The organism is Nocardioides sediminis (genome assembly GCF_003047295.1).
Lineage (GTDB): Bacteria > Actinomycetota > Actinomycetes > Propionibacteriales > Nocardioidaceae > Nocardioides > Nocardioides sediminis.
Window position 1 is genome coordinate 372,817 of record NZ_PZYZ01000002.1, and the last position, 25,107, is coordinate 397,923.

The window sequence follows — 25,107 nt, forward strand, 5'->3', positions numbered from 1 at the left end:
AGCCTCACCCGGTGGCGGCAACGGGATTTCCGGCGAGGTCAGTCGCCGAGGGCGGGGCGGAAGAACTGCTCCAGCGCGAACGGCCCACCGACGTACGCCGCCTCGGCCTGGTCCTCGGGACGGTCCGGGATGCGCACGGCGAACGCCTCGGCGTCGTCGAGCGGCTCGTAGCCCAGCCGACGACCCGGCTCGAGGTCCCACCAGGCGCGGGTGTTGGCGCTGATCCCGTAGACGACCGCGAAGCCGGGCGCGGGCGCGGTGAGCGCCGCCTCGACCATCCGCACGCAGTCGTCGGGGGAGAGCCAGGTCGACAGCGCCCGCACGGTGGCCGGCTCCTCGAGGAAGGAGCCGATCCGGCAGGCGACGGCGTCGACGGCGTAGCGGTCGGCGTACAGCGCCAGCAGCGCCTCGGCGGCGACCTTGCTGACCCCGTAGAACGTGTCGGGGCGCGGGAGGGCGTCGTCGGAGACGAGGTCGCGGCGCGGCGTGCGACCGACCGCGTGGTTGGAGGACGCGTAGACGATCCGGGTGACCCGGTGGGCCACCATCGCGTCGAGCAGCGCGGCCGTGGTGACCACGTGCGAGGTCAGCGACGCGGGCAGCGAGGCCTCGTCGGGGTGCCCGGCGAGGTGGACGACGGCGTCCAGCCGCTCCGCCGCGAAGACGGCCTCCACCGCGTCCGGGTCGGAGCAGTCGACGGTGTGCCAGGTCCCGGTGAAGCCCTCGGGCTCCGGCACCAGGTCGAGACCGACCACCTCGTGGTCGCGGTCGCAGAGGCCGAGCGTGACGGTCCGTCCGATGGACCCGGCCGCGCCGGTGACCAGGACGCGCATCAGATGCGCGGGACGATCTGGCCGAGCAGGTCACCCATCCGCGAGGCGGCGGCCTTGCCCGCCTCGAGGACCTCCTCGTGGTTGAGCGGCTCGCCGCTGATGCCGGCGGCGGCGTTGGTGACCAGGCTGATGCCGAGCACCTCCATCCCGGCCTCGCGGGCGGCGATCGCCTCCAGCGTGGTGCTCATGCCGATCAGCTGTCCGCCGATGGCGCGCACCATGTTGATCTCGGCCGGGGTCTCGTAGTGCGGACCGGGGAACTGCACGTAGACGCCCTCGGCGAGCGTCGGGTCGATCTCGCGGCACAGGCCCCGCAGGCGCGGGCTGTAGAGGTCGGTGAGGTCCACGAAGTTGGCGCCCTCGATGGGGCTGGTCGCGGTCAGGTTGATGTGGTCGGAGATCAGCACGGGCTGACCCGGCGTGAAGGTCTCGAGGCCGCCGCAGCCGTTGGTCAGCACGATCGCGCGGCAGCCGGCGGCCGCGGCCGTGCGCACGGGGTGGACGACGGCGGCGACGCCCTTGCCCTCGTAGAAGTGGGTGCGGCTGAGGAACACCAGGACCCGGCGCCCGGCCACCTCGAGGCTGCGGATCCGGCCACTGTGCCCGACGACCCCGGCGGCGTGGAAGCCGGGCAGGTCGGTGGTCGCGATCTCCGCGGTCGCCTCGCCGAGCGCGTCGACGGCGGGGAGCCAGCCGGAGCCGAGGACGAGGGCGACGTCGTGCCGCTCGACCCCCGTGAGGTCGGCGAGGGTGTCGGCGGCCTGCTGGGCCAGGGCTGAGGGGCTGGGAGTGCCGGGCGCGGTGTCGTTCACGCCGAGGATCCTAGGGTCAGAGCCCCGTCGAGCGGCAGGCGCGGCGCCGCAGCGCCCGGACGTAGTCCGAGGGGGCGTCGGCCGCCTCGGCGGCGTCGGCCAGCACGCCGAGGTACGACGCGCTCGGCAGGCCGCCCTCGTAGGCGTCCAGGACGTAGGCCCAGACCACCAGCTCGCCGGCCATCGTCGACACCCGCACCCGTGTCTTGCGGTAGAGACCGGTGTCGGCGGACTCCCACCGGTCCAGCCCGGTCTCGTCCTCGGGGGTGACGTCGTAGACCGCGACGAAGACCTGCTCGATGGGGTCCTCGACGATGGTCGCGAGGGCGCCGTCCCAGCCGTGCTCCTCGCCGCCGAAGGTCAGTCGCCAGCCCGTCAGCCAGCCCGTGGAGCGCAGCGGCGAGTGGGGGCACCGCTCGCTCATGCGGGCGGGGTCCAGGTTGGTGCCGTAGGCGGCGTACAGCGTCACCCGGCCAAGGCTAGCGACGACGGTGCCGGGCGTTAGTCTGTGGCCCGTGACCGACACCCACTTCGACACCCTCGTCCTCGGCGCCGGCCCCGGTGGCTACGTCGCCGCCATCCGCGCCTCCCAGCTCGGCCAGAAGGTCGCCGTGGTGGAGAAGAAGTACTGGGGCGGTGTCTGCCTCAACGTCGGGTGCATCCCGTCCAAGGCGCTGCTCAAGAACGCCGAGCTGGCGCACACGCTCCAGCACGAGAAGGCCAAGTTCGGCATCGAGGGCGACGCGACGATGGCCTTCGGCCCGACGCACAAGCGCTCCCGCGACGTGAGCGCCGGCATCGTCAAGGGCGTCCACTTCCTGATGAAGAAGAACAAGATCACCGAGGTCGACGGCTGGGGCACCCTGACCGGCCCCAAGTCCCTCGATGTCAAGGACGACGACGGCAACGTCACGTCCTACACGTGCGACAACCTCATCATCGCGACGGGCGCCACCGTCCGCCTCGTACCGGGCGTCGAGCTGAGCGACAACGTGGTGACCTACGAGGAGCAGATCCTCACCGACCAGCTCCCGAAGTCGATCGTGATCGGCGGCTCCGGCGCGATCGGCGTCGAGTTCGCCTACGTCATGGCCAACTTCGGCGTCGAGGTCACCATCGTGGAGTTCCTCGACCGGATGGTCCCGACCGAGGACGCCGACATCTCCAAGGAGCTCGCCAAGCACTACAAGAAGCTCGGCGTGAAGGTCATGACCGGCACGGCCGTCAAGGGCGTCGAGGACACCGGCTCGGGCGTCAAGGTCACCGTCGCGCCGGCCGCCGGCGGCGACACCCAGGTGCTGGAGGCCGACAAGTTCCTGGCCGCCTTCGGGTTCGCGCCGCGCGTCGAGGGCTTCGGCCTCGAGGCCACCGGCGTCGAGCTCACCGAGCGCGGTGCCATCGCGATCGACGACTACATGCGCACCAACGTCGAGGGCGTCTACGCCATCGGCGACTGCACCGGCAAGATGATGCTCGCCCACGTCGCCGAGGCGATGGGCGTGGTCGCCGCCGAGACGATCAACGGCGCCGAGACCATGCCGATCAACTACGACATGGTCCCGCGCGCCACCTACTGCATGCCGCAGATCGGCTCGTTCGGCTACTCCGAGGCGCAGGCCAAGGAGAAGGGGTACGACGTGAAGACGTCGTCCTTCCCGTTCACCGCCAACGGCAAGGCGATGGGACTCGGCGAGGCGTTCGGCTTCGTCAAGGTCGTGGCCGACGCCGAGCACAACGAGATCCTCGGCGCCCACATGATCGGCCCCGGCGTCACCGAGCTGATGCCGGTGCTGACGCTGGCCCAGCAGTGGGACCTCACCGCAGACGAGGTGTCGCGCAACGTCTTCGCGCACCCGACGCTGAGCGAAGCGGTGAAGGAAGCCGTCGAAGGCATCGCCGGCCACATGATCAACCTCTGATGGCCGCTGCAGCCCACGGCGGTCGCGCCGACCACGTCGTCATCATCGGCGGCGGGCCCGGCGGCTACGAGGCGGCCCACGTGGCCGCCCAGCTGGGCGCCGAGGTCACCGTCGTCGACACCGACGGCGTGGGAGGGTCCGCGGTGCTCACCGACTGCGTGCCCTCCAAGACCCTGATCGCCACCGCCGAGCTGATGACCGAGGTCGCCGAGTCCTCGGAGCTCGGCATCGACTTCGCCGACCACGAGGGCGACGCGGCAACGACGATCCGGGTCGACCTGGCGCGGGTCAACGCCCGGGTCAAGCAGCTCGCCGCCGACCAGTCGGCCGACATCGCGGCCCGCCTCGACCGCGACGGCGTCCGCGTCCTGCGCGGGCGCGGGCGGTTGGCCGGGGACATGACGGTCGTCGCGACCCTGCCCGACGGCACCGAGGAGACGCTGGCGGCTGACGCGATCCTCGTGGCGACCGGTGCCGCCCCGCGCACCCTCCCCTCGGCCCAGCCCGACGGGGAGCGGATCCTCACGTGGGAGCAGGTCTACGACCTCGACGAGGTGCCCGAGAAGCTGATCGTGGTCGGCTCGGGCGTCACCGGCGCCGAGTTCGCCAGCGCCTACCTCGCGCTCGGCATCCCGGTCACGCTCGTCAGCTCCCGCGACCGGGTGCTCCCGGGCGAGGACGCCGACGCGTCGGCGGTGCTCGAGGAGGTCGCCACCAGGCGTGGCATGGAGGTGCTCAGCCAGTCCCGCATGCAGTCGGTGACCCGCGAGGGCGACACCGTCACCGTGACCCTCACCGACGGTCGCACCGTCACCGGGTCGCACTGCATCCTGGCGCTCGGCTCGGTCCCCAACACCGCCGACCTCGGGCTCGAGGAGGCCGGCGTCGCCACCGACGACGGCGGCTTCATCGCCGTGGACCGGGTCTCGCGCACGTCCGCCCGGGGGGTGTACGCCGCGGGCGACTGCACCGGCGTCCTGATGCTCGCCTCGGTGGCGGCGATGCAGGGCCGGATCGCGATGTGGCACTTCCTCGGTGACGCGGTCTCGCCGCTGGACCTCAAGAAGGTCTCCTCCAACGTCTTCACCGCCCCCGAGATCGCCACCGTGGGCTGGTCCCAGAAGGCGGTCGACGCGGGCGAGATCCCGGCGGAGGTGGTCACCCTGCCGCTGGCCGGCAACGCGCGGGCCAAGATGCAGGGTGTGCGGGACGGCTTCGTCAAGCTCTTCATCCGCCCCGGCACCGGGATCATCGTCGGGGGAGTGGTCGTCGGACCGCGGGCCTCCGAGCTCATCCACCCGGTCTCCATCGCGGTGGCCGAGTCGCTGACGGCCGACCAGCTCGCGCAGGCGTTCACCGTCTACCCGTCGATGAGCGGCTCGGTCGCCGAGGCCGCCCGCAGGCTGCACAAGGTCTGAGGGCGGGCGGCGGTCACTCCCCGCCGCTGCTCCTCGGGGGGACGGCGGTCAACCCAGCCCCCCGGTCGCGCTGCCGGGGACCATCGCGACGGTGTCGCCCGTGATCACGACACGGATGGAGGCGGTGTTGTTCGTCTCGTTGGTCTCGCGGATGTGGTTGTTGGCGTCCGCGGTCAGCTCCACGACGTACTCGCCGTCGGGCACGCCGCTGATGTCCAGCGCCTGGTCGGGCAGCGCCGAGGAGTAGGTGTCACCCCAGCCCCTGCTCATGCCGTGGATCACCGCCAAGGCGTCTGGCAGGCCCTTGCCGCACTGCGTCGCATCCGGGTAGACGGGCTCGTCCGGCACGCCGGGCTCGCCGCGCATCGGCGCGTACCGCGTGTTGTCCTGCAGGCAGTACCCGTGCTTCTCGGCGGTCCGGACCGTCTCACCGTCGGCGTCCAGCAGTGAGTAGTCGTCGAAGTCGCGGACGTGCCAGTGCCTGTGCCCGTCACCGGCGTAGTAGAACTCCGCGCCGGGAAGGACCACTGACTCGCGGTCCCCGTTGGGACGCAGGAAGGTCTGGTACGCCCGCCAGGTGGAGGACGTCGGGGAGGACCTGTCGGCCACCAGCTCTGACGGGCCCATCCCCACGTTGAGCGTGATCACGGGGAACTTCAGCAGCTTCTTCCCGGTGAGGTGGGGGAAGCTGGAGTTCGCCGGCGCTGGGTTGACGATGCGGAAGCACGAGCCGCCCGACAGCTCCCGCTCACTCGCTCCGCACGCGTCGAGGTTCTTCATCCGGATGTCGGGCAGCAGCACGTCCGCGCTCGTCCGCTCGACCACGTTGACGCAGTCGGCGGCCGCGGCCTCACGGCTCGTGGTCGACACGGTGTCCCAAGGCGTCCACGAGAGCACCCAGCGCCCTGCAGTCGGGTCCCAGGTCCACACGCTCGTCCGCTCCTGGTGGAGCACAGCGACGCGGAGGTGCTCACACGTGATCGCGCCGTCGATCGTCCGCTTCTCGGTGATGCGCTCCGGCTCGGGCGTTGGGGTGGGCGTCGGGGTGGGCGTGGGCGTCGGGGTGGGCGTCGGGGTGGGCGTGGGCGTCGGGGTGGGCGTCGGGGTGGGCGTCGGGGTGGGCGTGGGCGTCGGGGTGGGCGTGGTGTCAGCCGTCGGGGTGGGTGTGGTGGTGGGTGTCGGCGAAGGCGTCAGCGTGGGCGGGGGCGTCTGCGTCGGCAGCGCCACGCCACGCACCGACATCACGTTGGAGACGTCCAACACCTCGCCACGGGCCCAGACGACCGTGCGGAACCGCATCCTCCCTGGTCGGGTGACCTCCTGCGCCGGCAGCCGGTACACCCCGAGCCGACGCTGGAACCTCCGCGCCCGGTCGCGCCATCCGCCGTCACTCTTGCTCTGCACGACGATGCGCTTGCGGACTCCCTCCGTGTTGCCGCGGAGGTAACCCTTGATCGGGACGCTCGTCCCGACGTAACGAGAACCCGCGGCGTTCAGGGTGATCCTCGCCTCGAGGCCGTTCGCCCTCGTGCTCGTGGCGGTGTGGACCGGCGTCGAGTGGTCGTGCCCGCCTCGCCCCGCCACCAGCAGGTGCGGGGGCGATGCCGACCCTGACGCGTCCGTCGCGAGTGTCGTGCCGACCGTGCCCGCGGTGAACGCGAGCACGATGGCGATGGACATGGTCCCCCGTGAATTGATCATGTGCTTTCCCGCTTCGGCTGCACTCGTCCCCGGACGCCTCCCAGTCTGGCGACGGGGCGCCAGCCAGAGACGCCCACGTCCAGGACGTTGAGCAAAATGGGGTACGACGGATCTCGGCGTGCGACGCGCGGCTTCCCACCAGCCGTAGGGCGGTGCCGGCGTCGGGTCGGTCCAGGCCTCGGCCGAGGGCTCAGAGCCGGCCGTGCCCCCCGGGCAGGTTGTCACCGTTGACGGTCTGGCGGACGTAGGCCTCGGCGAGGTGCTTGTCGGTGCGGCGGGTGTCCCTCCCCGGTGCCACGTGACCCCGCTGCGGGTCCGCGAGGTCCCGGACCGTGGCAAAGGGATCCGCTTCGTGCACGTTGACGTAGCGGTCACCGACGCGCACCTGCCGGACGGCCGGCGCCTGCCCGCCCTCGAGGCGGCGCGCGTCGGCCGCGCAGACGGCGACGGTCCGCTCGACGCCCGAGGGCGGCGCCCAGCCGACGTCGCGGACCGAGGGGCCGTGGCGCGGGTCGAAGAAGCAGGGCTCTCGACGGTCCGGGAGGGGCTCGCCGGCCTGCATCGCCAGCACGGCGGCCCGGTGGTAGCGCGCGTCGGCGACGACCTGCTCGACGCCGAGCAGGTCGGCGGCGGTGGTGGACGCGGCCACGAGGGCCTTGGCCTGCTCGTAGTGCTCGAGGGCGCGGCCGTAGTGGTGCTGCGCCTCGTCGGACAGCTCGTCGGCGAGGGTGTCACCGTGCAGCTCGGCGAGGTCCTCGCCGAGCGCCGTGACCTCGTCGTCGAGCATCCGCCGGGCCACCCGCCAGCGGTCCAGGGCCACCAGCTCGGCCTCGCGCTCGCGCCTGCGTCGCCCCGGGGTCCACACCATGCGCGGAGGGTAGTCCACGCGTGGCCGAGAACTACAGATCTGTAGTTCTCGCGGTCGTGTTGTGGGCTGGTGTGACGCGTGGTGTCATCGACCGTCACGTCTGTCCCACCAGACCCAGGAGACGCACCTGATGCGCCGTTCCCCCCGCTCGCTCGTCCTGCTCGGCGCGTCCGTGCTGGTCGCCTCCGTCATCACGGCGGCGCCGTCGACCGCGAGCCGGAAGGCCGAGGTGTACGCCGTCTCCGGGCCCTCGACCATCACCCTGACCGGCCACGGCTACGGCCACGGCCGAGGCATGTCGCAGTACGGCGCCGAGGGTGCCGCCCGGCAGGGCATCCCCTGGCAGCAGATCATCGAGTTCTACTACCCGGGCACCTCATGGGGGGAGCAGCGGGGACGGATCTCGGTCTGGCTGACCGGGGACACCACCGACGACGTGGTCGTGGCCGCCCAGAAGGGCCTGACCGTGACCCGGCTGGCCCGCCGGAAGTCCTGGACCCTGCCGACCAACGGCGCGCGGCAGTGGCGCGTCAACGGTCTCGCCGGGGGGCGATCCCAGGTGCAGCACCTCAAGGGCACGGGCTGGCGGACGTGGAAGGTCTTCCGCGGGGACGCCCAGTTCTCCGCGGCCAGGAAGCGCCTGACCCTGGTGACGCCGGCCGGCAGCAGGACCTACCGCGGCGTGCTGCGGTCCGCGTCCCCGACCCCCGGCAGCGCGGCGCGCGACACCGTCAACGTGCTGAGCATGGAGTCCTACCTGCGCGGCGTCGTACCCCTCGAGATCCCCGCCTCGTGGAGCCCGGACGCCGTGCGTGCCCAGGCGGTCGCGGCCCGGACGTACGCCGCCGCGGAGCGCTCGCACCCCAACGCCCGGCACTACCAGATCTGCGACACCACCCAGTGCCAGGTCTACGGAGGAGTCGGTGCCGAGCACCCGGCGGCCACCCAGGCGGTCAAGGACACCGCCCGCCAGGGCCTGACCTACGAGGGCCGGCCGGCGTTCACGCAGTTCTCCGCGAGCAGCGGCGGCTGGACGTCGGCGGGCTCGACGCCCTACCTGGTCGCCCAGGAGGACCCCTACGACGGGTGGGAGGGCAACCGCGTGCACACCTGGACCAGGACGGCCGGTGACGCGGCCCTGGAGCGGCACTACCCGGGGATCGGGGACCTCACCTCCATCGAGATCGCGGGCCGGGACGGCAACGGCGAGTGGGGTGGCCGGGTGCAGGACATCACGCTGGTGGGCACCCGGGGTCGCGCCGCCGTCACCGGCGACACCCTCCGCACGGTCCTGGGGCTGCGCTCCTCGTGGTTCACCGTGAGCGTCGCCCCGCTCCAGGCCCGCACGAGGGACTGAGCAGGCTCAGGTGCCCAGCACGACCACCAGGTCGCCGCCCTCGACGGCCTGGGTGCCGGGGACCGCGACCCGCTCGACCTGACCGGCACGGGGCGCGGTGATCGAGGCCTCCATCTTCATGGCCTCGATGGTCGCGACGGTCTGGCCGGCCTCGACCGTGTCGCCCTCGGCGACGCCCACGGTCACCACGCCGTCGAAGGGCGCCGCGACGTGGCCGCCGTGCGAGGGGTCGGCCTTCTCGGCGGCAGCGACCTCGGAGGCCACGTTGCGGTCGCGGACCGCGATCGGCCGCATCTGGCCGTTGAGCGTGCACATGACCGTGCGGAAGCCGCGCTCGTCGGGCTCGCCGATGGCCTCGAGGCCGATCAGCAGGCGCACGCCCTCGTCGAGGTCCACGACGTGCTCCTGGCCGCGGCGCAGGCCGTAGAGGTAGTCGACGGTCGGCAGCACCGAGACGTCGCCGTAGGTCTCGCGCGACTCCTTGAACTCCGCCGTCGGCCCCGCGAAGAGCAGCCGGTTGAGGGTGTCGCGACGCTCGCGCGCGGACTCCGAGGCCAGCCCGGCGGTCTGCTCGGCGGTGAGCTCGGCGACCGGTCGCTTCCACGACCGGCCCTCGAGCGCCTTGGTGCGGAACGGCTCCGGCCAGCCGCCGGGCGGGTCGCCCAGCTCGCCGTTGAGGAAGCCGATGACCGAGTCGGGGATGTCGAAGGAGCCCGGGTCGTCCTCGAAGTCCTGCGGGTCGGCGCCGACGGCGACCAGGTGCAGGGCGAGGTCGCCGACCACCTTGGAGGACGGCGTCACCTTGACGACGTTGCCGAGGATGTCGTTGGCCGCGGCGTACATGTCCTCGACCTGCTCGAACTTCTCGCCCAGCCCCAGCGCGATCGCCTGCTGGCGCAGGTTGGAGAGCTGGCCGCCGGGGATCTCGTGGCGGTAGACGCGGCCCGTCGGGGCCGGCAGCCCCGACTCGAAGGGCGCGTAGACGCGCCGGGTCGCCTCCCAGTAGGGCTCGAGCGCGTTGACGCTGGCCAGCGACAGGCCGGTCTCCCGCGGTCCGTGGTCGGTCGCCGAGACGAGCGCCGACAGCGGCGGCTGCGAGGTCGTGCCGGCCATGGACGCACAGGCGGCGTCGACCGCGTCGACCCCGGCGTCGATCGCCGCGAGCAGCGTGGCGAGCTGGCCGCCGGGGGTGTCGTGGGTGTGCAGGTGCACCGGCAGGTCGAACTCCTCGCGCAGCGCCGTCACCAGCGTGCGCGCGGCCGGCACCCGCAGCAGGCCGGCCATGTCCTTGATGGCCAGCACGTGCGCGCCCGCGTCGACGATCCGGCGGGCCAGGTCGAGGTAGTAGTCGAGGGTGTAGAGCCGCTCGTCGGGGTCGGAGAGGTCGCCGGTGTAGCAGAGCGCGACCTCGGCGACGGTCGTCCCGGTGGCGCGCACCGCCTCGATGGCCGGGCGCATCTGCTCGACGTCGTTGAGCGCGTCGAAGATGCGGAAGACGTCGATGCCGGTGTCGGCCGCCTCCTGGACGAAGGCCCGGGTGACCTCGGTCGGGTACGGCGTGTAGCCGACGGTGTTGCGGCCGCGCAGCAGCATCTGCAGGCAGATGTTGGGCACCGCCTGGCGAAGCCGCGCGAGCCGCTCCCACGGGTCCTCGGACAGGAAGCGGAGCGCCACGTCGTACGTCGCGCCGCCCCACGCCTCGAGCGACCACAGCTGGGGCGTCGTGCGCGCCACGTGGCCGGCCACGGAGAGCAGGTCGCGGGTCCGCACCCGGGTCGCGAGCAGCGACTGGTGCGCGTCGCGGAAGGTCGTGTCGGTGACCGCGACCCGGTCCTGCTCGCGCAGCGCGCGGGCGAACTCCTCGGGACCGACGCGGAGCAGGTGCTGCCGGCTGCCGTCGGGGGCGGGCACGTCGAGGCTGACGGCGGGGAGCTTGGACACCGGGTCGACGGTCACCGGCGCCGCGCCGTGCGGCTGGTTGACGGTGACGTCCGCGAGGTAGGAGAGCAGCTTGGAGCCGCGGTCGCCGGACGCGCGTGCCGACAGCAGGTGCGGGTGGTCCTCGATGAAGCCGGTGGTGAGGCGGCCGGCGGCGAAGTCGGGGTCGTCGAGCACCGCCTGGAGGAACGCGATGTTGGTGGAGACGCCCCGGATGCGGAACTCCGCGACGGCGCGGCGGGCGCGCTCGACGGCCTTGTCGAAGGTCCGGCCGCGGCAGGTCAGCTTGGCCAGCATCGAGTCGAAGTGGGCGCTGACCTCGGCGCCCGTGTAGGTGGTGCCGCCGTCGATGCGGACCCCGGCACCGCCGGGGGAGCGGTAGGTGGTGATCTTGCCGGTGTCGGGTCGGAAGCCGTTGGCGGGGTCCTCGGTGGTGATGCGGCACTGCAGGGCGGCCCCGCGGATGACGATGCCGTCCTGGGTGAGGCCGAGGTCGGCGAGCGTCTCGCCCGAGGCGATCCGCATCTGCGACTGCACGAGGTCGACGTCGGTGATCTCCTCGGTGACCGTGTGCTCGACCTGGATGCGGGGGTTCATCTCGATGAAGACGTAGTTGCCGTCGGGGTCGAGCAGGAACTCCACGGTGCCGGCGTTGCGGTAGCCGATCTCGCGGGCGAACCGGACGGCGTCGGCGCACATCCGGTCGCGGAGCCCGGCCGGGAGGTTGGGGGCCGGGGCGATCTCCACGACCTTCTGGTGGCGGCGCTGCACCGAGCAGTCGCGCTCGAAGAGGTGGATCGTGCCGTCCTCGCCGCCCGTCCCGTCGGCGAGGACCTGCACCTCGATGTGCCGTGGGTCGACGACCGCCTGCTCGATGAAGACCGTCGGGTCGCCGAAGGCGCCCTCGGCCTCGCGCATGCAGGTCTCGATGGCCTCGCGCAGGTCGGCGCGGTCGTCCACGCGACGCATGCCGCGGCCGCCACCCCCCGCGACGGCCTTGACGAAGAGCGGGGCGGGGATGGCATCGGCGGCCTCGAGCAGGGCCTCGACGTCGGTGGAGGGGGCGACCGACTGGAGGGTGGGGACGCCGGCCGCCTTGGCGGCGGCGATCGCGCGGGCCTTGTTGCCGGTCAGCGTCAGCACGTCGGCGCTCGGGCCGATGAAGGTGATGCCGGCGTTGGCGCAGGCCTCGGCCAGTGCGGGGTTCTCCGACAGGAACCCGTAGCCCGGGTAGACCGCGTCGGCGCCGGCCCTGACCGCCACCGCGACGATCGCGTCGGGGTCGAGGTAGGCCCGGACGGGGTGGCCGCGCTCGCCGATCTCGTAGGCCTCGTCGGCCTTGAGCCGGTGCTCGGACCAGCGGTCCTCGTGGGGGAAGACCGCGGCGGTGCGCGCACCGATCTCGTACGCCGCACGGAACGCCCGGATCGCGATCTCGCCGCGGTTGGCCACCAGCACCTTGGAGAACATGGGCGGCACGCTATCGAGTGTCCCGGGCCACCCTTCGTTACCGGTCCGTAGGACGGTCACCGCCCCGGTGGGATGATCGTCGGGTGCCCGTCACCCCCCGCCGCCGCGCCCTCACGGCCCTCCTCGCCGCCGTCGCCGTCGGGACGTCCGCGTGCTCCCTCGTCGACGACTCCGCCGGTGGTTCGCCCGGCCCGGCCGAGGTGCTGGAGCCGACCTTCGGGGACCTGCCGGCGGAGATCGACTACGTGGCGCTGGGCGACTCCTACAGCGCCGGCCCGCTGGTCACGACCGTCCGGTCCGACCCGTCGGGGTGCGTGCGGTCGACCGACAACTACCCGGCCTTCCTCGCCGGGTGGCTCTCGGTCGCGTCCTACCGCGACGTCACCTGCTCGGCGGCCGACACCGCCGACCTGGTCGGCCGGCAGCGGCTCATCGGGGGCGGCACCGTCGCCCCCCAGCTCGCCGCGCTCTCGGAGGACACCGACCTGGTGACGCTGGGCATCGGCGGCAACGACTTCGGCATCTTCTCCTCCTTGGTCGGGTGTGCCCCCGGGGACGCGCAGGCGTGCCCGCCCGGCCTCGAGCAGCGCCTCCTCCGCGACGCCCGGCGGGTGGAGTCGCGGGTCGAGCGGGCGGTGCTCCGGATCGCCGAGCGCGCGCCGGCGGCCGCGGTCTACGTCGTGGGCTACCCGCAGGTGCTGCCCACCGAGGACGGCTGCGGCGCGGTGTCGCTCCCGCCAAGCCGGCTGGAGACCGCGGCGCGGGTGGCCGACCGGCTCAACGAGTCGCTGCGCGGGGGTGCCGAGGCCGCCGGCGCGACGTACGTCGACCTCGACGAGGTGTCGGAGGGTCACGACGTGTGCGCGGGCCCGGACGCCTGGATCAACGGACCCGAGATGCGCCTGGGCGTCGCTGCCCCCTTCCACCCGGTGCTCGCCGGGATGAGGGGCGTCGCGCAGGAGGTCTTCCGGACGCTGACCGGCGACGAGGCACCCTCCACCGAGACCGCCTCGCCGCCCCGGGACGCCGTGGTGCGCAACGAGGGCGCGCGGGGCTGAGCCGGCCCTCGGCCGCCCGCCTCACCCGGCCGTGCGCCACCAGTCCACGGTCTCCTCCAGCCCGGTCGCCCACGGCGTGGGCGCCAGCCCGAGCAGCTCCTGGCTCCGCGTCGAGTCGAGCACGAAGGGTCGGGTGAACATGTACGCCGTCTCCGCGAGCTCCCGGCTGTCGCGGGACACGACGCCCGCGGCCGACAGGACCCACGACGGGATCGTGGACATCCGAGGCACCTCGACGCCGGCCGCTGCGGCGACCTGCTCGACGAGCTCGCGCTGGGTGACGGGCGGTGCCGTCGGCGCGTGCAGCACCGTGTCCCACAGGGCGGGCGTGGCCGCCGCCCTGACCATGGCCGCGGCCAGGTCCGGCACGTAGGTGAAGGAGTGTGGCTGGTCGAGGCTGCCCAGCACCCGCATGGTCCGTCCCGCCAGCACGGTCGGCACCAGGCGCTCGCCGGCGTGGGCGTTGCGGACCAGCGGGCCGTAGAAGTCCGAGGCCGCCACGCTCACGGTGGGCGTGGGGGAGGCCGCGCGCTGCGCGAGCAGCTCGGTCCGGACGCCCAGCTTGCCGGCGGTGGCCGTGCGCGGGGTGTCCTCGGTGATGGGGCCGTCGACCCGACCGTAGGAGTAGAGGCTCTCGGGAAAGACCACCACGGCGCCGACCCGCCCGGCGGCGGCCAGGACGTGCCGCTCCGCGACGGGCAGCTCCGCCCGCCAGGTGCGGGCGTCGTACCGCGACCCGTGGATGCAGTGGTGGACCGCGACGGCCCCCGCGAAGGCCGCGTCGAGCTGCTCGGGGTGCGAGACGTCGACGCGACGGCGCTCGATGCGGGGGTGCTCGGGGCCGCTGCCCGACCGGGTCAGCAGCCGGACCTGCTGGCCGGACTCCGCCAGCTGCAGGGCGACGGTCGAGCCGACGGGACCGGCTCCGGTGACGACGTGGACGGCGTTCATGGTGCTCCTCGATTCGGGAGAGCAGTGCTCTCGTTTCGACCAGCATGACGCGTGTCGATCGAAAAAGCAAGAGCACTGCTCTCTTGTGCGGCTGGCGCTCGCGTTCGTGGCACACTCGTCGCATGAGCGATGCCACGACGTCAAGTGCGACGACATCAGGTGCGATGACACCGAGGGCCAGGGCGCGCGAGCAGACGATGCGTGACATCGTCCGCATCGGCCGCGCCCACCTGGCCACCGACGGCGCCGCGGCGCTCTCCCTGCGCGCGGTCGCCCGCGACCTCGGGGTGGTGTCGTCGGCGGTCTACCGCTATGTCGGCAGCCGGGACGAGCTCCTCACCCTCCTCGTCGTCGACGGGTACGACGAGCTCGGCGACGCCGTCGACGCGGCGCTGGAGCGCGTGGAGCGCGCCGACCACGTCGGTCGGCTGGTCGCCATCGCCCGCGCCACGCGGACGTGGGCCCTGGCCGAGCCGGCGACGTACGCCCTGCTCTTCGGCAGCCCGGTGCCCGGCTACGAGGCGCCGGCCGAGCAGACGACCGGGCCGGGCACCCGCGTCGTCGGGCGCCTGGTCGAGGTGTGGGAGGACGCCTGGCAGGCGGGGGCGATCTCGCTGGACGACACGCCGCTCACGCCGCGCCGGTTGTCGCGCGACCTCGCCCGCATCCGTCGCGAGATGGGCCTCACAGCACCCGACCGCCTGGTCACGCGCGGGCTGTTCGCCTGGGCAGCGCTGTTCGGCTGCGTGTCCTTCGAGGTGTTCGGCCAGTACGGCGCCGACACGTTCGCCGACCCGGGCGACCTCTTCGAGCACCACGTCGCGGCGCTCGTGGAGGCCGTCGGCCTCGGGTGAACGGCGTGCGCCGTCAGCGCCTGGTCAGTCCTTGAGCTCGCAGATGACGGCGCCGTTGGTGACGGTGGCGCCGACCTCGGCGGTGAGGCTGGTGACGGTGCCGTTCTTGTGGGCCTTGAGGGGCTGTTCCATCTTCATGGCCTCGAGGACCACGACGGTGTCGCCCTCGGCGATGTCCTGGCCCTCCTCGACGACGACCTTGACGATGGTGCCCTGCATCGGGGAGGTGACGGCGTCGCCGGAGGCGGCGGCGCCGGCCTTCTTGGCCGACCGCTTGGGCTTCTTGGCGCCGGCCGCCCCGCCGTTGCCGCCGGCGGCTGCGAGTCCTCCGAGGCCGGCGGGGATGACGACCTCGAGGCGGCGGCCGCCGACCTCGACGGTGACCTTCTGCCGCTCGCCGGGCTCGTCGGCCTCGCCCGCGTCGCCGGCGTAGGGCTCGATCTTGTTGTCGAACTCGGTCTCGATCCACTGGGTGTAGACGTCGAAGGAACCCTCCCCGGTGGGGGTGGAGGCACCGACGTAGGCGGGGTCGGAGACGACCGCGCGGTGGAAGGGGATGACGGTGGGCATGCCGTCGACGACGAACTCGTCGAGCGCGCGGCGGGAGCGCTCGAGGGCCTGGGTGCGGTCGCGGCCGGTGACGATGAGCTTGGCGATGAGGGAGTCGAAGGAGCCGGGGATGGTCTCGCCCTGGTCGTAGCCGCCGTCGAGGCGCACGCCGGGGCCCGAGGGCTGGTGCCAGCGGGTCAGGGTGCCGGGGGCGGGCATGAAGTTGCGGCCGCCGTCCTCGGCGTTGATGCGGTACTCGATGGAGTGGCCGCGGATCTCCGGGTCGTCGTAGCCGAGCTCCTCGCCGGCCGCGATGCGGAACATCTCGCGGACCAGGTCGATGCCGGTGACCTCCTCGGAGACGCAGTGCTCGACCTGGAGGCGGGTGTTGACCTCGAGGAAGGAGATGGTGCCGTCCTGGGCGACGAGGAACTCGCACGTCCCGGCGCCGTGGTAGCCGGCCTCCTTGAGGATGCGCTTGGAGGACTCGTAGAGCTCGGTGACCTGCTCGTCGGTCAGGAACGGCGCGGGGGCCTCCTCGACGAGCTTCTGGTTGCGGCGCTGCAGCGAGCAGTCGCGGGTGGAGACGACCACGACGTTGCCGTGCTGGTCGGCCAGGCACTGGGTCTCGACGTGGCGGGGCTTGTCGAGGAACTTCTCCACCAGGCACTCACCGCGCCCGAACGCGGTGACGGCCTCGCGGACCGCGGACTCGTAGGCGTCGGGGATCTCCTCGAGGGTGCGGGCGACCTTGAGGCCGCGACCGCCGCCGCCGAAGACGGCCTTGATCGCGACCGGGAGGCCGTTGGCCTCGGCGAACGCGACGACCTCGTCGGCGTCCTTGACCGGGTCCTTGGTGCCCGGCGCGAGCGGCGCCTTGGCCTTGTCGGCGATGTGCTTGGCGCGTGCCTTGTCGCCCAGGGCCTCGATCGCGGCCGGCGGGGGACCGATCCAGGTCAGCCCGGCGTCGATGACGGCCTGGGCGAACTCGGCGTTCTCGGCGAGGAACCCGTAGCCGGGGTGCACGGAGTCGGCACCCGCCTTCTCGGCGACCGCGATGATCTTGGCGATGTCGAGGTAGGACTCGGCCGGGGTCGCGCCACCCAGGGAGTGGGCCTCGTCGGCCAGCCGCACGAACAGGGCGTCGCGGTCGGGGTCGGCGTACACCGCCACGGACCCGATGCCCGCGTCCTTGCAGGCACGGATGACCCGCACCGCGATCTCGCCACGATTGGCGATGAGGACCTTCTGCAATCCCTGCTTGTCGGCCACGATCACTCCTGGTCTGCTGCTGGCTCCGATACCGCTGGGCACACTATCGCCCCCCTCTGACGGCGCCGACCGAGGTCTCAGTCGCGGACCGGGGCGGGGTAGGCGTGCACCGCCCCGCGCACCCCGACGCGCACCGTCTGGCCGGCCGCAGGGGCGGACGGCCCGGTCACGCGCGCGACCAGCGCCGCACCGCCGACGGTGAGCCGGATGGCCGCGTCGTGGCCGTAGAAGCTCACCTCGTCGACGTGTGCCTCCACGCCCGCCTCGTCCAGGACGACCTGGTCGGGACGGATGACCAGGAGCAGGTCATCGGCGGAGGCGGGGTGGGTCAGGGTGACCGCGCCGAGGGCGCAGGTGGCGGCACGGCCCTCCCCGGCGCGGCCCGGGAGGGAGGTCGCGCCGCCCACGAAGCGTGCGAGCTCGGGGTCGTGGGGAGCGAGGTAGACGTCCGCCGGGGACCCGGCCTGGATGAGGCGCCCCTCGCGCAGCACAGCGACCTGGTCGGAGAGCGAGAGCGCCTCGGACTGGTCGTGGGTGACGAGCAGGCCGGTGGCGCGCGCGGCGCGCAGGGCGCGGGCCACGGCGCGGCCGGTGGACTCTCGCAGCGAGGCGTCGAGGGAGGAGAACGGCTCGTCGAGCAGCACCACGGTGGGCCGCGGGGCCAGCGCCCGCGCCAGTGCCACCCGCTGCTGCTGACCGCCCGAGAGCTCGTGCGGGGCGCGACCCCGGAAGCCGCGGGGGAGCTCGACGAGGTCGAGCATCTCGTCGATGCGGGCACCCGAGCGCTCGCCCCGGGGCAGCCCGAAGCCGATGTTGGCGGCGACGTCGAGGTGCGGGAAGAGCGCACCCTCCTGCGGGACGTAGCCGACGCGGCGCTCCTGGGGCGGCACGGGGCGGCCGGCGCCGGCGACCACCCGGTCGTCGAAGGCGATGGTGCCGGAGTCGGGGACCAGGAAGCCGGCGATGAGCCGCAGCAGGGTGGTCTTGCCGCAGCCGCTCGGTCCCAGCACGGCGGTGAGCGACCCGTGCGGGACGTGCAGGGTGACGTCGTCGACGGCGCGGGTGGCCGCCTGTCCTGAGCCGGTCGGTGGGAACGACCTGCTGACCCCCGTCATGGTCAGAGCACTCATGGCTGCAGTCTCTCCTGACGCATCAACAGGACGGTGGCGGGCACCGAGATGAGGACGAGGAGCAGGGCGTACGGCGCCGCCGCGCCGTACCGCAGCTCCGAGGACGCCGACCAGAACTCGGTGGCCAGGGTGCTGGTGCCGATCGGGCTCAGCATCAGGGTGGCGGTCAGCTCGGTGGCCACGGCGAGGAAGACCAGGGCGGCGCCGGCGCCGAGGCTCGGGGCGATGAGCGGCAGGGTCACCCGGCGCGCCGTGGCGAGCGACCCGGTCCCGAGGCTGTGCGCCACGTGGTCGAGCACCACCGGCGCCTGCTCGAGCCCGGAGCGCACCGACACCACGGCACGGGGGAGGAACAGGATCACGTAGGCCACGACGAGCAGCAGCGCCGTCTGGTAGACGACCGGCACGAGACGCAGGCTGGCGACCACGAGGGCCAGGCCGACGACGATGCCGGGCAGCGCGTTGGCGACGTACGTGCTGCGCTCGACCAGCGTCGTGAGGCGGCCGCGGTGGCGCACGGCCAGCCAGGCGACGGGGAGCGCCGCGAGGGTCGTGGCGAGCGCGCCGAGCCCCGCGAGCACGACCGTCGAGCCGGTGGCGGAGAGCAGCTCGCCCAGCGGGAGCTCGGCGGAGGTGCCCACGGCGAGCCAGTGGAGCAGCGCGTAGGTCGGCACGCCGAGCGCGAGCACGACCAGGGTGGTCACGACGAGCGCCAGCGGCCAGCGCCAGCCGCGCAGCGCCAACCGCTCGGAGACACGGGCGGCACCGTGGCCGACCCGCGCGTAGCGGCGGCTGCCGCGCAGCCGCAGCTCGCCCAGCAGCAGGAGGAGGCACAGCAGGACCAGCACGCCGGCCATGGCGGTGGCCGCCGAGCCGTTGAAGGTGGAGCCGTACTGGTCGTAGATCGCGGTGGTGAAGGTCGGGAACCGCAGCAGGGACAACGCGCCGAACTCCGCGAGCAGGTGCAGCCCCACCAGCAGGGCACCACCGAGCAGGGCGGGTCGCAGCTGGGGGAGGACCACCCGGGAGAACGTCTGGCGCCGGGTGTGCCCCAGCGACCAGGAGGCCTCCTCGAGGGCGGGGTCGAGGCCGCGCAGCGCGGCCACGACGGGCAGGTAGACCAGCGGGTAGTAGGACAGCGTCACCACCAGCCACGCGCCGCCGAAGCCGTTGATCGACCGGTCCAGCGAGACCCACGCGTAGCCGTTGACGAACGCCGGCACCGCCAGCGGCGCCACCAGGAGCCCGTGCCACAGGCGGGGCGCCGGCAGGTCGGTGCGCTCGACGAGGAAGGCTAGCGCGACGCCCAGCACGGTCGAGGCGGCCATGCAGGCGACGGCCAGGGTCACGGTGTTGCGGAGCAGCTCGAGCACCCGGGGGCGGACGACCAGGTCCCAGATCTCGGCCGGACCGATGATGACCGTGTACGTCGCGACGTACACGAGCGGGATGAGCGCCAGCAGCGCGACGAACACCCCTGCCGCGAGCAGCAGGGGTGGAGTCGTGGAGCGGGCGCCGGTGCTCAGAGCAGGCCGGCCTCGGTCATCAGCTCGGTCACCTGGGGACCGTTGAGGCTGGCGATGTCGACGGTCGGCGGCTCGAGCTCGTCGAAGGGCTTGACCTCGGGGTTGAGCTCGGCCTCGGGGTTGAGGGGGTACTCCAGGGCGTAGGACTCGGCCATCGCCTGCTGGGCGGGCGTCGAGGTGAGCCACTCGACGAACTGCTCGGCCCCCGCCGCGTTCTCGGAGCTCTTCAGGATGCCGGCGCCCGAGACGGACAGGAAGGCGCCGGGGTCCTGGTCGCCGAAGAAGTAGAGCTGCGAGTTGTCCGAGTCAGTGCCGTTCTCCTCCTGGTCGCGGTACCAGTAGTAGTGGTACGCGATGCCGGCGTCGATCTCGCCCGAGTCGGCGGCCTGCATCACGACGAGGTTGTTCTGCAGCACGACGCCGTTGGCCGCCAGCCCCTCCAGCCAGGTGCGGGTGGCCTCCTCGCCCTCGAGCTCGAGCACGGCCGAGACGATCGCCTGGAAGTCGGCGCCGGTCGGCGAGAACCCGACGCGGCCCTCCCACTCGGGGTCGGCGAAGTCGAGGATGCTCGTCGGCAGGTCGGCCTCGGTGACGCTGTCGGTGTTGTACATGACGGCCGTCGAGCGGGCCAGGAAGCCGGTCCACGTGCCCGAGCTGGGGACGTACTCCGCGGGGATGTTGTCGAGGGCGGCCTGCGGGACCGGGGCGAAGAGGCCCTCGTTGTCGACGATGCTCATGGCCGGGGAGTTCTCGGTGAGGAACACGTCGGCGGGGGAGTCCTCGCCCTCCTCGACGATCTGGTTGGCCATCTCGAGGTCCTTGCCGCTGCGCAGCTCGACGTCGAGGCCGGACTCCTCCTCGAAGAGCGGGACGATCTCCTCGAGCAGCTCCTCGTGCTGGGCGTTGTAGATCACCAGGTCCGGCGGGTTGAGGATGCTGCAGGCCGAGAGGGCCGGCAGGGCGACGACGGTGGCGGCCGCCAGGGCCAGCGGACGGGCGAGGGGGCGCGCTGCGAGGCGGCGTACGGGGGAGGTCACGGGGCGAGTCCTTCGGTGCTGCGCTTAGGGTCGCCTTACCTTAGCGTCTGGGGTCTCGCCCTCCTCATCGGCGTCCACCAGCGGGAGCACCTCCCCGACCAGTCGGCGGAGCTGGGCCACCTCGTCGTCGAGCGGCCAGACGTAGACCCGCCGGCAGCCGGCCGCGGCGTACGCCGAGAGGATCGCCGCGCAGTGCGCCGGCGTGCCGACGCAGACCCGGCTCCGCAGCTCGTCCGGGTCCCTGCGCACCAGCGGGGCGAGCACGTCGCGCAGGACCCGCTCCGCGCGACCCGGGTCGTCGTCGACCCAGGTCCACATCGTGGCCAGGGCGGTCGGCAGCGAAGGACGGCCCAGCCGGTCGCGCTCGGCGGCGAGGGTGCGGCGGCCGTCGGCGAAGGCCTCCGGGGTGGTGTTGTAGGCCGAGGCGAGCCAGCCGTCGCCCAGCCGCGCGACCCGGCGCAGGCCTGCCGGCGACCCCCAGCTGGCCACCCAGAGCGGCACGGGCTCGGTCGCGATCCGGGCGCCGGCGAGCACCTCGGTCCACGTGGCGGGTGGCTCCTCGCCGTGCAGCAGGGCCCGCAGCACCCACAGCGACTCCTCGAAGCGGGGCCACCGCTGGTCGAAGGGCACGCCCGCCAGGGCGTGGTCCTGGGCGGACGACCCCGGTCCCACCCCGGCGACGACCCGGCCGGGAGCGATCGTGGCCAGGGTGCTCAGCGCCGTGGCGAGCTGGACCGGTCCGCGCAGGGAGGGCAGCGCGACGGTGGTGGCCAGCTCGAGCCCGGCCGCCCGGTCGGCGACCGCCGCGAGCAGCGTCGGGCCGTCCAGCCACGGCCGGTGGAAGGAGAGGTGGTCGTTGGCCGAGACCGCCGCCAGCCCGAGGTCGCGCGCGGCGTCGACGACCGCGCGCACGCGTCGTACGTCGGGGGTCGCCGAGGTCGTGGCGACCTGCGGCAGGTGGACTCCCACCTCCATCCCGTGACTGTCCCACAATCGCGCGGGTGTGGGCTGCGCCACGGTGTGGGTTAGCGATCGTTAACCTCCGGCGCTACCCTGTGGCCATGACCTTCGAGCTGTCCCCCGAGCACGAGCAGTTCCGCCGCAGCGTCCGCGACTTCGCCGAGAAGGAGATCGCCCCGCACGCCGCGCAGTGGGACCGCGACCACCACTTCCCGACCGACGTCGTGCAGAAGATGGGCGCGCTGGGGCTGATGGGCCTGACCGCGCCGGAGGAGTACGGCGGCGCGGGGATGGCCGGGGAGGACGGCGGCTTCACCTCGCTGTGCCTGGCGATCGAGGAGATCGGCCGGGTCGACCAGTCGATGGGCATCACGCTCGAGGCCGCGGTCGGGCTGGGCATCAACCCGGTCCTGACCTACGGCACCGAGGAGCAGAAGCAGACCTGGCTCCCCGACCTCGTCTCCGGCCAGCGGCTCGCGGGGTTCGGGCTCACCGAGCCGGGCGCCGGCTCGGACGCCGGTGCGACCCGCACCAAGGCCGTCCTGGACGACGGCGAGTGGGTCGTGGACGGCGCCAAGCAGTTCATCACCAACTCGGGCTCCGACATCACCTCGCTGGTGACCGTCACCGCCCGGACCGGGGAGCGCGAGGACGGCCGTCCCGAGATCTCCACGATCATGGTCCCGGCCGGGACGCCGGGCTTCACCGCCGAGAAGGCCTACGACAAGCTCGGCTGGCACGCCTCCGACACCCACCCGCTGTCCTTCGAGGGGGTCCGGGTGCCGGAGGGCAACCTGCTGGGCGAGCGGGGTCGCGGCTACGCGCAGTTCCTGGCCACGCTCGACGACGGCCGGGTCGCGATCGCCGCGCTGGCCGTCGGGTGCATCCAGGCGTGCCTGGACATGTCGCTGGAGTACGCCGGGGAGCGGCAGACCTTCGGCGGTCCGATCGGGCGCAAGCAGGGCGTGGCGTTCCAGGTCTCGGACCTCCAGGTGATGCTGGACGCGGCGCGCCTGCTGACCTACAAGGCGGCAGCGATGAAGGACGCGATGGACGCGGGTCGGACGGTGTCCACGAAGGACTTCAAGCAGGCGGCCGCGGTGGCCAAGCTCTACGCCACCGAGTCGGCAGTGACGGCGACCCGGATCGCCACGCAGGTCTTCGGCGGCTACGGATTCATGGAGGAGTACCCCGTGGCGCGGTTCTACCGCGACGCCAAGGTGCTCGAGATCGGCGAGGGCACCTCGGAGGTCCAGCGGATGCTCATCGCGCGGGGGCTCGGCCTGCCGGTCGAGTGACGCACCGGCCCGGCCGGCCTCGCCCGATCAGGGGGTCTTGACGCGGCGGGCGGGCCACCGGGCGAGCGACCGGACTAGCCTGTGTCCGTGACACCACGGGGCCGCCGGCTGGCGGGGGAGATCTGGCGCTACCTGGCCGTCGGGCTGGGCGCGACCATCGTCGCCGTGCTGCTCTTCAACCTGCTGGTCCACGGCTTCAACACCGGCGGCTGGGCGCCGCTCAACGACCAGCCGGTGCTGGGTTACGTCATCGCCAACCTCGTCGGCACGGCGATCGCCTACCGGGGCACCCGGTCGTGGGCCTTCCGGCACCGCGACACCCGGCACCCCGACGGCGGCCGGACGGCCTTCCTCCTCATCAGCCTCGGCACGATGCTGATCCCGATGGCCTGCCTGTGGATCAGCCGCAACGGCCTGGGGCTCGACGACCCGGTCTCGGACAACCTGTCGGCCAACGTCATCGGGCTCGCGCTGGCCAACGCCGCGCGCTTCGTGCTGACCCGCCAGCTCGTGTTCGGGATCCGCGAGGACGCAGCGGAGGACGGCGCGACGGCCACGCCGTGAGACCCGCGCAGGGTCCCTCGACAGGGTGCGCCCGCCGGGTGCACGATGTGGCGCATGCGACGGCTGGGACGACGTACGACGGCTCGGGCCGCGATCCTCGCGCTCACCCTGGCCCTGGCCGGCTGCGGCGTGACCCGCGGTGACGACAGCCGGGACCTGCTGTTGATCATCCCCAACAGCCCGGGCGGCGGCTACGACCAGACCGGCCGCGCGGCCGTGGCGGTCATGGAGGACAACGACGTCACCGGCGGCACCTTCACCGTGGAGAACGTCATCGGCGCGGGCGGCGCCGCCGCGATGACCCAGGTCGTCGGCGAGGCCGGCGACGAGCACACGATGATGACGGTCGGGCTGGGCGTCGTCGGCTCGACGTACTCCTTCGCCAGCGGCTACGGACCGCTCGACGCCACTCCGCTGGCCCAGCTGATGAGCGAGCCCGAGGGCATCCTCGTACCGGCGGACTCGCCCTTCGAGACCGTCGACGACTTCATCGAGGCGTGGAAGGCGGACCCGGGTTCCCTGGCGATCGGCGGCGGCTCCTCGCCCGGCGGGCCCGACCACCTCTTCCCGATGCAGCTCGCCGACGAGGTCGGCATCGACCCCCGCGAGGTCAACTACGTCTCCTACGACGGCGGCGGCCCGCTCACCAGCGCCCTGCTCGGCGCCAAGATCGACGCGGGGTTCTCCGGTCCCGCGGAGTTCGCCGGCAGCATCGAGGACGGCGAGCTGCGGATGCTGGCCGTCTCGGGCGAGGAGCGCTCCCCGCAGGAGGCGTTCGCCGACGTGCCGACCCTGACCGAGTCCGGCATCGACCTGGTCTTCCTCAACTGGCGCGGCCTGCTGGCGCCCCCCGACATCCCCGACGAGCGCCGCGACGAGCTCATCGGCTACCTCGAGACCATGCACGAGACCGAGGAGTGGCAGCAGACCTTGACCGACAACGGCTGGACCGACGACTTCAAGACCGGCGACGACTTCGAGACCTTCCTGCAGGAGCAGGACGAGCGGGTCTCCACCACCCTCGACGACCTGGGACTCCTCTGATGGCCGCCACCGAGGCCCCCGGCGGTCCCGGGACGCCCGACGGCTCCGGGCCTCCTCGCACGGAGCCGGTCGAGGTCGACCGCGCGCAGTACGTCCTCGCCGCGGTCCTGGCCCTCGTCGGGCTCTGGACCCTGATCGACGCGCGCGGGCTGACCGTCGGCTTCGGCGACCCGGTCGGTCCGCGGGTGTTCCCCTACGTCATCGGCACCACGATGATCGTGCTCGCGGTCATCCTGGCCGTCGCGACCTCCCGCGGGGACGTGGCCCAGGGCGAGGAGGGCGAGGACATCGACCTCACCACGCCGCCGGACTGGATGACGGTCGGCAAGCTGGTCGGGATCCTGGTGCTCAACATGGCGCTGGTCAACGTGCTCGGCTGGGCCGTCACCGGCGCGCTGCTCTTCGCCGGCTGTGCCTGGGCGCTCGGCTCGCGCACGCTGCTCCGCGACCTGCTCGTCGGCGTCGCGCTCTCGGTCGGCTCCTGGTACTTCTTCTACGTCGGCCTCGACGTGCCGATCCCGCCCGGGATCCTGGACGGGGTGCTCTGA

21 protein-coding genes are annotated in these 25,107 nt (G+C 72.9%); 9 read left to right on the forward strand and 12 right to left on the reverse strand.

Annotated elements, in window-relative coordinates:
• Positions 1–38 precede the first annotated feature (38 nt).
• From DAI17_RS06605 to DAI17_RS06615, 3 genes are read right to left on the reverse strand one after another with little or no spacing between them, the layout of a single operon-like run.
• Positions 39–833, reverse strand: coding sequence for an NAD-dependent epimerase/dehydratase family protein (locus DAI17_RS06605; protein ID WP_107772103.1), 795 nt, complete (start codon positions 831–833; stop codon positions 39–41).
• Positions 833–1,645: a purine-nucleoside phosphorylase gene (locus DAI17_RS06610; RefSeq protein WP_234412296.1), complete on the reverse strand. Its 813-nt coding sequence runs from the start codon at positions 1,643–1,645 to the stop codon at positions 833–835. The genes DAI17_RS06605 and DAI17_RS06610 overlap by 1 nt, the downstream gene beginning before the upstream one ends.
• Before the next feature lie 16 nt (positions 1,646–1,661).
• Complete coding sequence (locus DAI17_RS06615; protein ID WP_107772105.1) at positions 1,662–2,114, reverse strand: gamma-glutamylcyclotransferase; 453 nt, start codon at positions 2,112–2,114, stop codon at positions 1,662–1,664.
• A 46-nt stretch (positions 2,115–2,160) separates the two neighbouring features.
• Here DAI17_RS06615 and lpdA point away from each other — a divergent pair, with 46 nt between their 5' ends.
• Together lpdA and DAI17_RS06625 are read left to right on the forward strand one after the other, a co-directional pair.
• Positions 2,161–3,564: a dihydrolipoyl dehydrogenase gene (gene lpdA, locus DAI17_RS06620; RefSeq protein ID WP_107772106.1), complete on the forward strand. Its 1,404-nt coding sequence runs from the start codon at positions 2,161–2,163 to the stop codon at positions 3,562–3,564.
• Entirely contained in the window at positions 3,564–4,982 is a 1,419-nt protein-coding gene (locus DAI17_RS06625; RefSeq protein ID WP_107772107.1) for an NAD(P)H-quinone dehydrogenase, read from the forward strand. The genes lpdA and DAI17_RS06625 overlap by 1 nt, the downstream gene beginning before the upstream one ends.
• Positions 4,983–5,030: 48 nt before the next feature.
• Here the strand turns inward: DAI17_RS06625 and DAI17_RS06630 are convergent, their stop codons facing one another.
• Complete coding sequence (locus DAI17_RS06630; protein WP_107772108.1) at positions 5,031–6,662, reverse strand: lysyl oxidase family protein; 1,632 nt, start codon at positions 6,660–6,662, stop codon at positions 5,031–5,033.
• A gap of 211 nt (positions 6,663–6,873) precedes the next feature.
• Positions 6,874–7,551, reverse strand: coding sequence for a hypothetical protein (locus DAI17_RS06635; protein WP_107772109.1), 678 nt, complete (start codon positions 7,549–7,551; stop codon positions 6,874–6,876).
• Positions 7,552–7,681: 130 nt separating this feature from the next.
• On the opposite strand from DAI17_RS06635, the gene DAI17_RS06640 reads away from it, so the two are divergent.
• The gene (locus DAI17_RS06640; protein ID WP_107772110.1) at positions 7,682–8,908 is read left to right on the forward strand and encodes a SpoIID/LytB domain-containing protein; all 1,227 of its coding nucleotides are present in this window, start codon (positions 7,682–7,684) and stop codon (positions 8,906–8,908) included.
• 6 nt (positions 8,909–8,914) lie between these two features.
• Here the strand turns inward: DAI17_RS06640 and DAI17_RS06645 are convergent, their stop codons facing one another.
• Positions 8,915–12,316: a pyruvate carboxylase gene (locus DAI17_RS06645; protein WP_107772111.1), complete on the reverse strand. Its 3,402-nt coding sequence runs from the start codon at positions 12,314–12,316 to the stop codon at positions 8,915–8,917.
• 83 nt (positions 12,317–12,399) lie between these two features.
• Here DAI17_RS06645 and DAI17_RS06650 point away from each other — a divergent pair, with 83 nt between their 5' ends.
• Complete coding sequence (locus DAI17_RS06650) at positions 12,400–13,374, forward strand: SGNH/GDSL hydrolase family protein (protein ID WP_159081385.1); 975 nt, start codon at positions 12,400–12,402, stop codon at positions 13,372–13,374.
• A 21-nt stretch (positions 13,375–13,395) separates the two neighbouring features.
• Here the strand turns inward: DAI17_RS06650 and DAI17_RS06655 are convergent, their stop codons facing one another.
• A complete protein-coding gene (locus DAI17_RS06655; RefSeq protein WP_107772113.1) occupies positions 13,396–14,325 on the reverse strand; it encodes an NAD-dependent epimerase/dehydratase family protein in 930 nt (309 codons plus the stop codon).
• Between the two features lie 197 nt (positions 14,326–14,522).
• Here DAI17_RS06655 and DAI17_RS06660 point away from each other — a divergent pair, with 197 nt between their 5' ends.
• On the forward strand, positions 14,523–15,179 hold the full coding sequence (locus DAI17_RS06660; protein WP_234412298.1) for a TetR/AcrR family transcriptional regulator: 657 nt from the start codon (positions 14,523–14,525) through the stop codon (positions 15,177–15,179).
• A gap of 24 nt (positions 15,180–15,203) precedes the next feature.
• Here the strand turns inward: DAI17_RS06660 and DAI17_RS06665 are convergent, their stop codons facing one another.
• The 5 genes from DAI17_RS06665 to DAI17_RS06685 form a co-directional block, all read right to left on the reverse strand.
• The gene (locus DAI17_RS06665; RefSeq protein ID WP_107772115.1) at positions 15,204–17,000 is read right to left on the reverse strand and encodes an acetyl/propionyl/methylcrotonyl-CoA carboxylase subunit alpha; all 1,797 of its coding nucleotides are present in this window, start codon (positions 16,998–17,000) and stop codon (positions 15,204–15,206) included.
• A gap of 77 nt (positions 17,001–17,077) precedes the next feature.
• Positions 17,078–18,130, reverse strand: coding sequence for an ABC transporter ATP-binding protein (locus DAI17_RS06670; protein WP_107772116.1), 1,053 nt, complete (start codon positions 18,128–18,130; stop codon positions 17,078–17,080).
• Positions 18,127–19,605: an ABC transporter permease gene (locus DAI17_RS06675; protein WP_234412300.1), complete on the reverse strand. Its 1,479-nt coding sequence runs from the start codon at positions 19,603–19,605 to the stop codon at positions 18,127–18,129. Before DAI17_RS06675 ends, DAI17_RS06670 begins: the two co-directional genes overlap by 4 nt.
• 47 nt (positions 19,606–19,652) lie before the next feature.
• Positions 19,653–20,693: an iron ABC transporter substrate-binding protein gene (locus DAI17_RS06680; protein ID WP_234412301.1), complete on the reverse strand. Its 1,041-nt coding sequence runs from the start codon at positions 20,691–20,693 to the stop codon at positions 19,653–19,655.
• A 24-nt stretch (positions 20,694–20,717) separates the two neighbouring features.
• Positions 20,718–21,668, reverse strand: coding sequence for an LLM class flavin-dependent oxidoreductase (locus DAI17_RS06685; protein ID WP_107772117.1), 951 nt, complete (start codon positions 21,666–21,668; stop codon positions 20,718–20,720).
• Between the two features lie 86 nt (positions 21,669–21,754).
• On the opposite strand from DAI17_RS06685, the gene DAI17_RS06690 reads away from it, so the two are divergent.
• From DAI17_RS06690 to DAI17_RS06705, 4 genes are all read left to right on the forward strand, one after another.
• Positions 21,755–22,951, forward strand: coding sequence for an acyl-CoA dehydrogenase family protein (locus DAI17_RS06690; RefSeq protein ID WP_107772118.1), 1,197 nt, complete (start codon positions 21,755–21,757; stop codon positions 22,949–22,951).
• 87 nt (positions 22,952–23,038) lie between these two features.
• Complete coding sequence (locus tag DAI17_RS06695; RefSeq protein ID WP_159081386.1) at positions 23,039–23,515, forward strand: GtrA family protein; 477 nt, start codon at positions 23,039–23,041, stop codon at positions 23,513–23,515.
• Between the two features lie 54 nt (positions 23,516–23,569).
• A complete protein-coding gene (locus DAI17_RS06700) occupies positions 23,570–24,559 on the forward strand; it encodes a Bug family tripartite tricarboxylate transporter substrate binding protein (protein WP_107772120.1) in 990 nt (329 codons plus the stop codon).
• Positions 24,559–25,107, forward strand: coding sequence for a tripartite tricarboxylate transporter TctB family protein (locus DAI17_RS06705; RefSeq protein ID WP_107772121.1), 549 nt, complete (start codon positions 24,559–24,561; stop codon positions 25,105–25,107). The genes DAI17_RS06700 and DAI17_RS06705 overlap by 1 nt, the downstream gene beginning before the upstream one ends.

Coding starts and splice junctions, on each gene's coding strand:
- DAI17_RS06705 (WP_107772121.1), top strand. CDS start 24,559: ATGGCCGCCACCGAGGCCCCCGGCGGTCCCGGGACGCCCGACGGCTCC.
- DAI17_RS06625 (WP_107772107.1), top strand. CDS start 3,564: ATGGCCGCTGCAGCCCACGGCGGTCGCGCCGACCACGTCGTCATCATC.
- DAI17_RS06635 (WP_107772109.1), bottom strand. CDS start 7,551: ATGGTGTGGACCCCGGGGCGACGCAGGCGCGAGCGCGAGGCCGAGCTG.
- DAI17_RS06670 (WP_107772116.1), bottom strand. CDS start 18,130: ATGAGTGCTCTGACCATGACGGGGGTCAGCAGGTCGTTCCCACCGACC.
- DAI17_RS06700 (WP_107772120.1), top strand. CDS start 23,570: ATGCGACGGCTGGGACGACGTACGACGGCTCGGGCCGCGATCCTCGCG.
- DAI17_RS06655 (WP_107772113.1), bottom strand. CDS start 14,325: ATGAACGCCGTCCACGTCGTCACCGGAGCCGGTCCCGTCGGCTCGACC.
- DAI17_RS06660 (WP_234412298.1), top strand. CDS start 14,523: ATGCGTGACATCGTCCGCATCGGCCGCGCCCACCTGGCCACCGACGGC.
- DAI17_RS06630 (WP_107772108.1), bottom strand. CDS start 6,662: ATGTCCATCGCCATCGTGCTCGCGTTCACCGCGGGCACGGTCGGCACG.
- DAI17_RS06605 (WP_107772103.1), bottom strand. CDS start 833: ATGCGCGTCCTGGTCACCGGCGCGGCCGGGTCCATCGGACGGACCGTC.
- DAI17_RS06685 (WP_107772117.1), bottom strand. CDS start 21,668: ATGGAGGTGGGAGTCCACCTGCCGCAGGTCGCCACGACCTCGGCGACC.
- DAI17_RS06640 (WP_107772110.1), top strand. CDS start 7,682: ATGCGCCGTTCCCCCCGCTCGCTCGTCCTGCTCGGCGCGTCCGTGCTG.
- DAI17_RS06645 (WP_107772111.1), bottom strand. CDS start 12,316: ATGTTCTCCAAGGTGCTGGTGGCCAACCGCGGCGAGATCGCGATCCGG.
- DAI17_RS06690 (WP_107772118.1), top strand. CDS start 21,755: ATGACCTTCGAGCTGTCCCCCGAGCACGAGCAGTTCCGCCGCAGCGTC.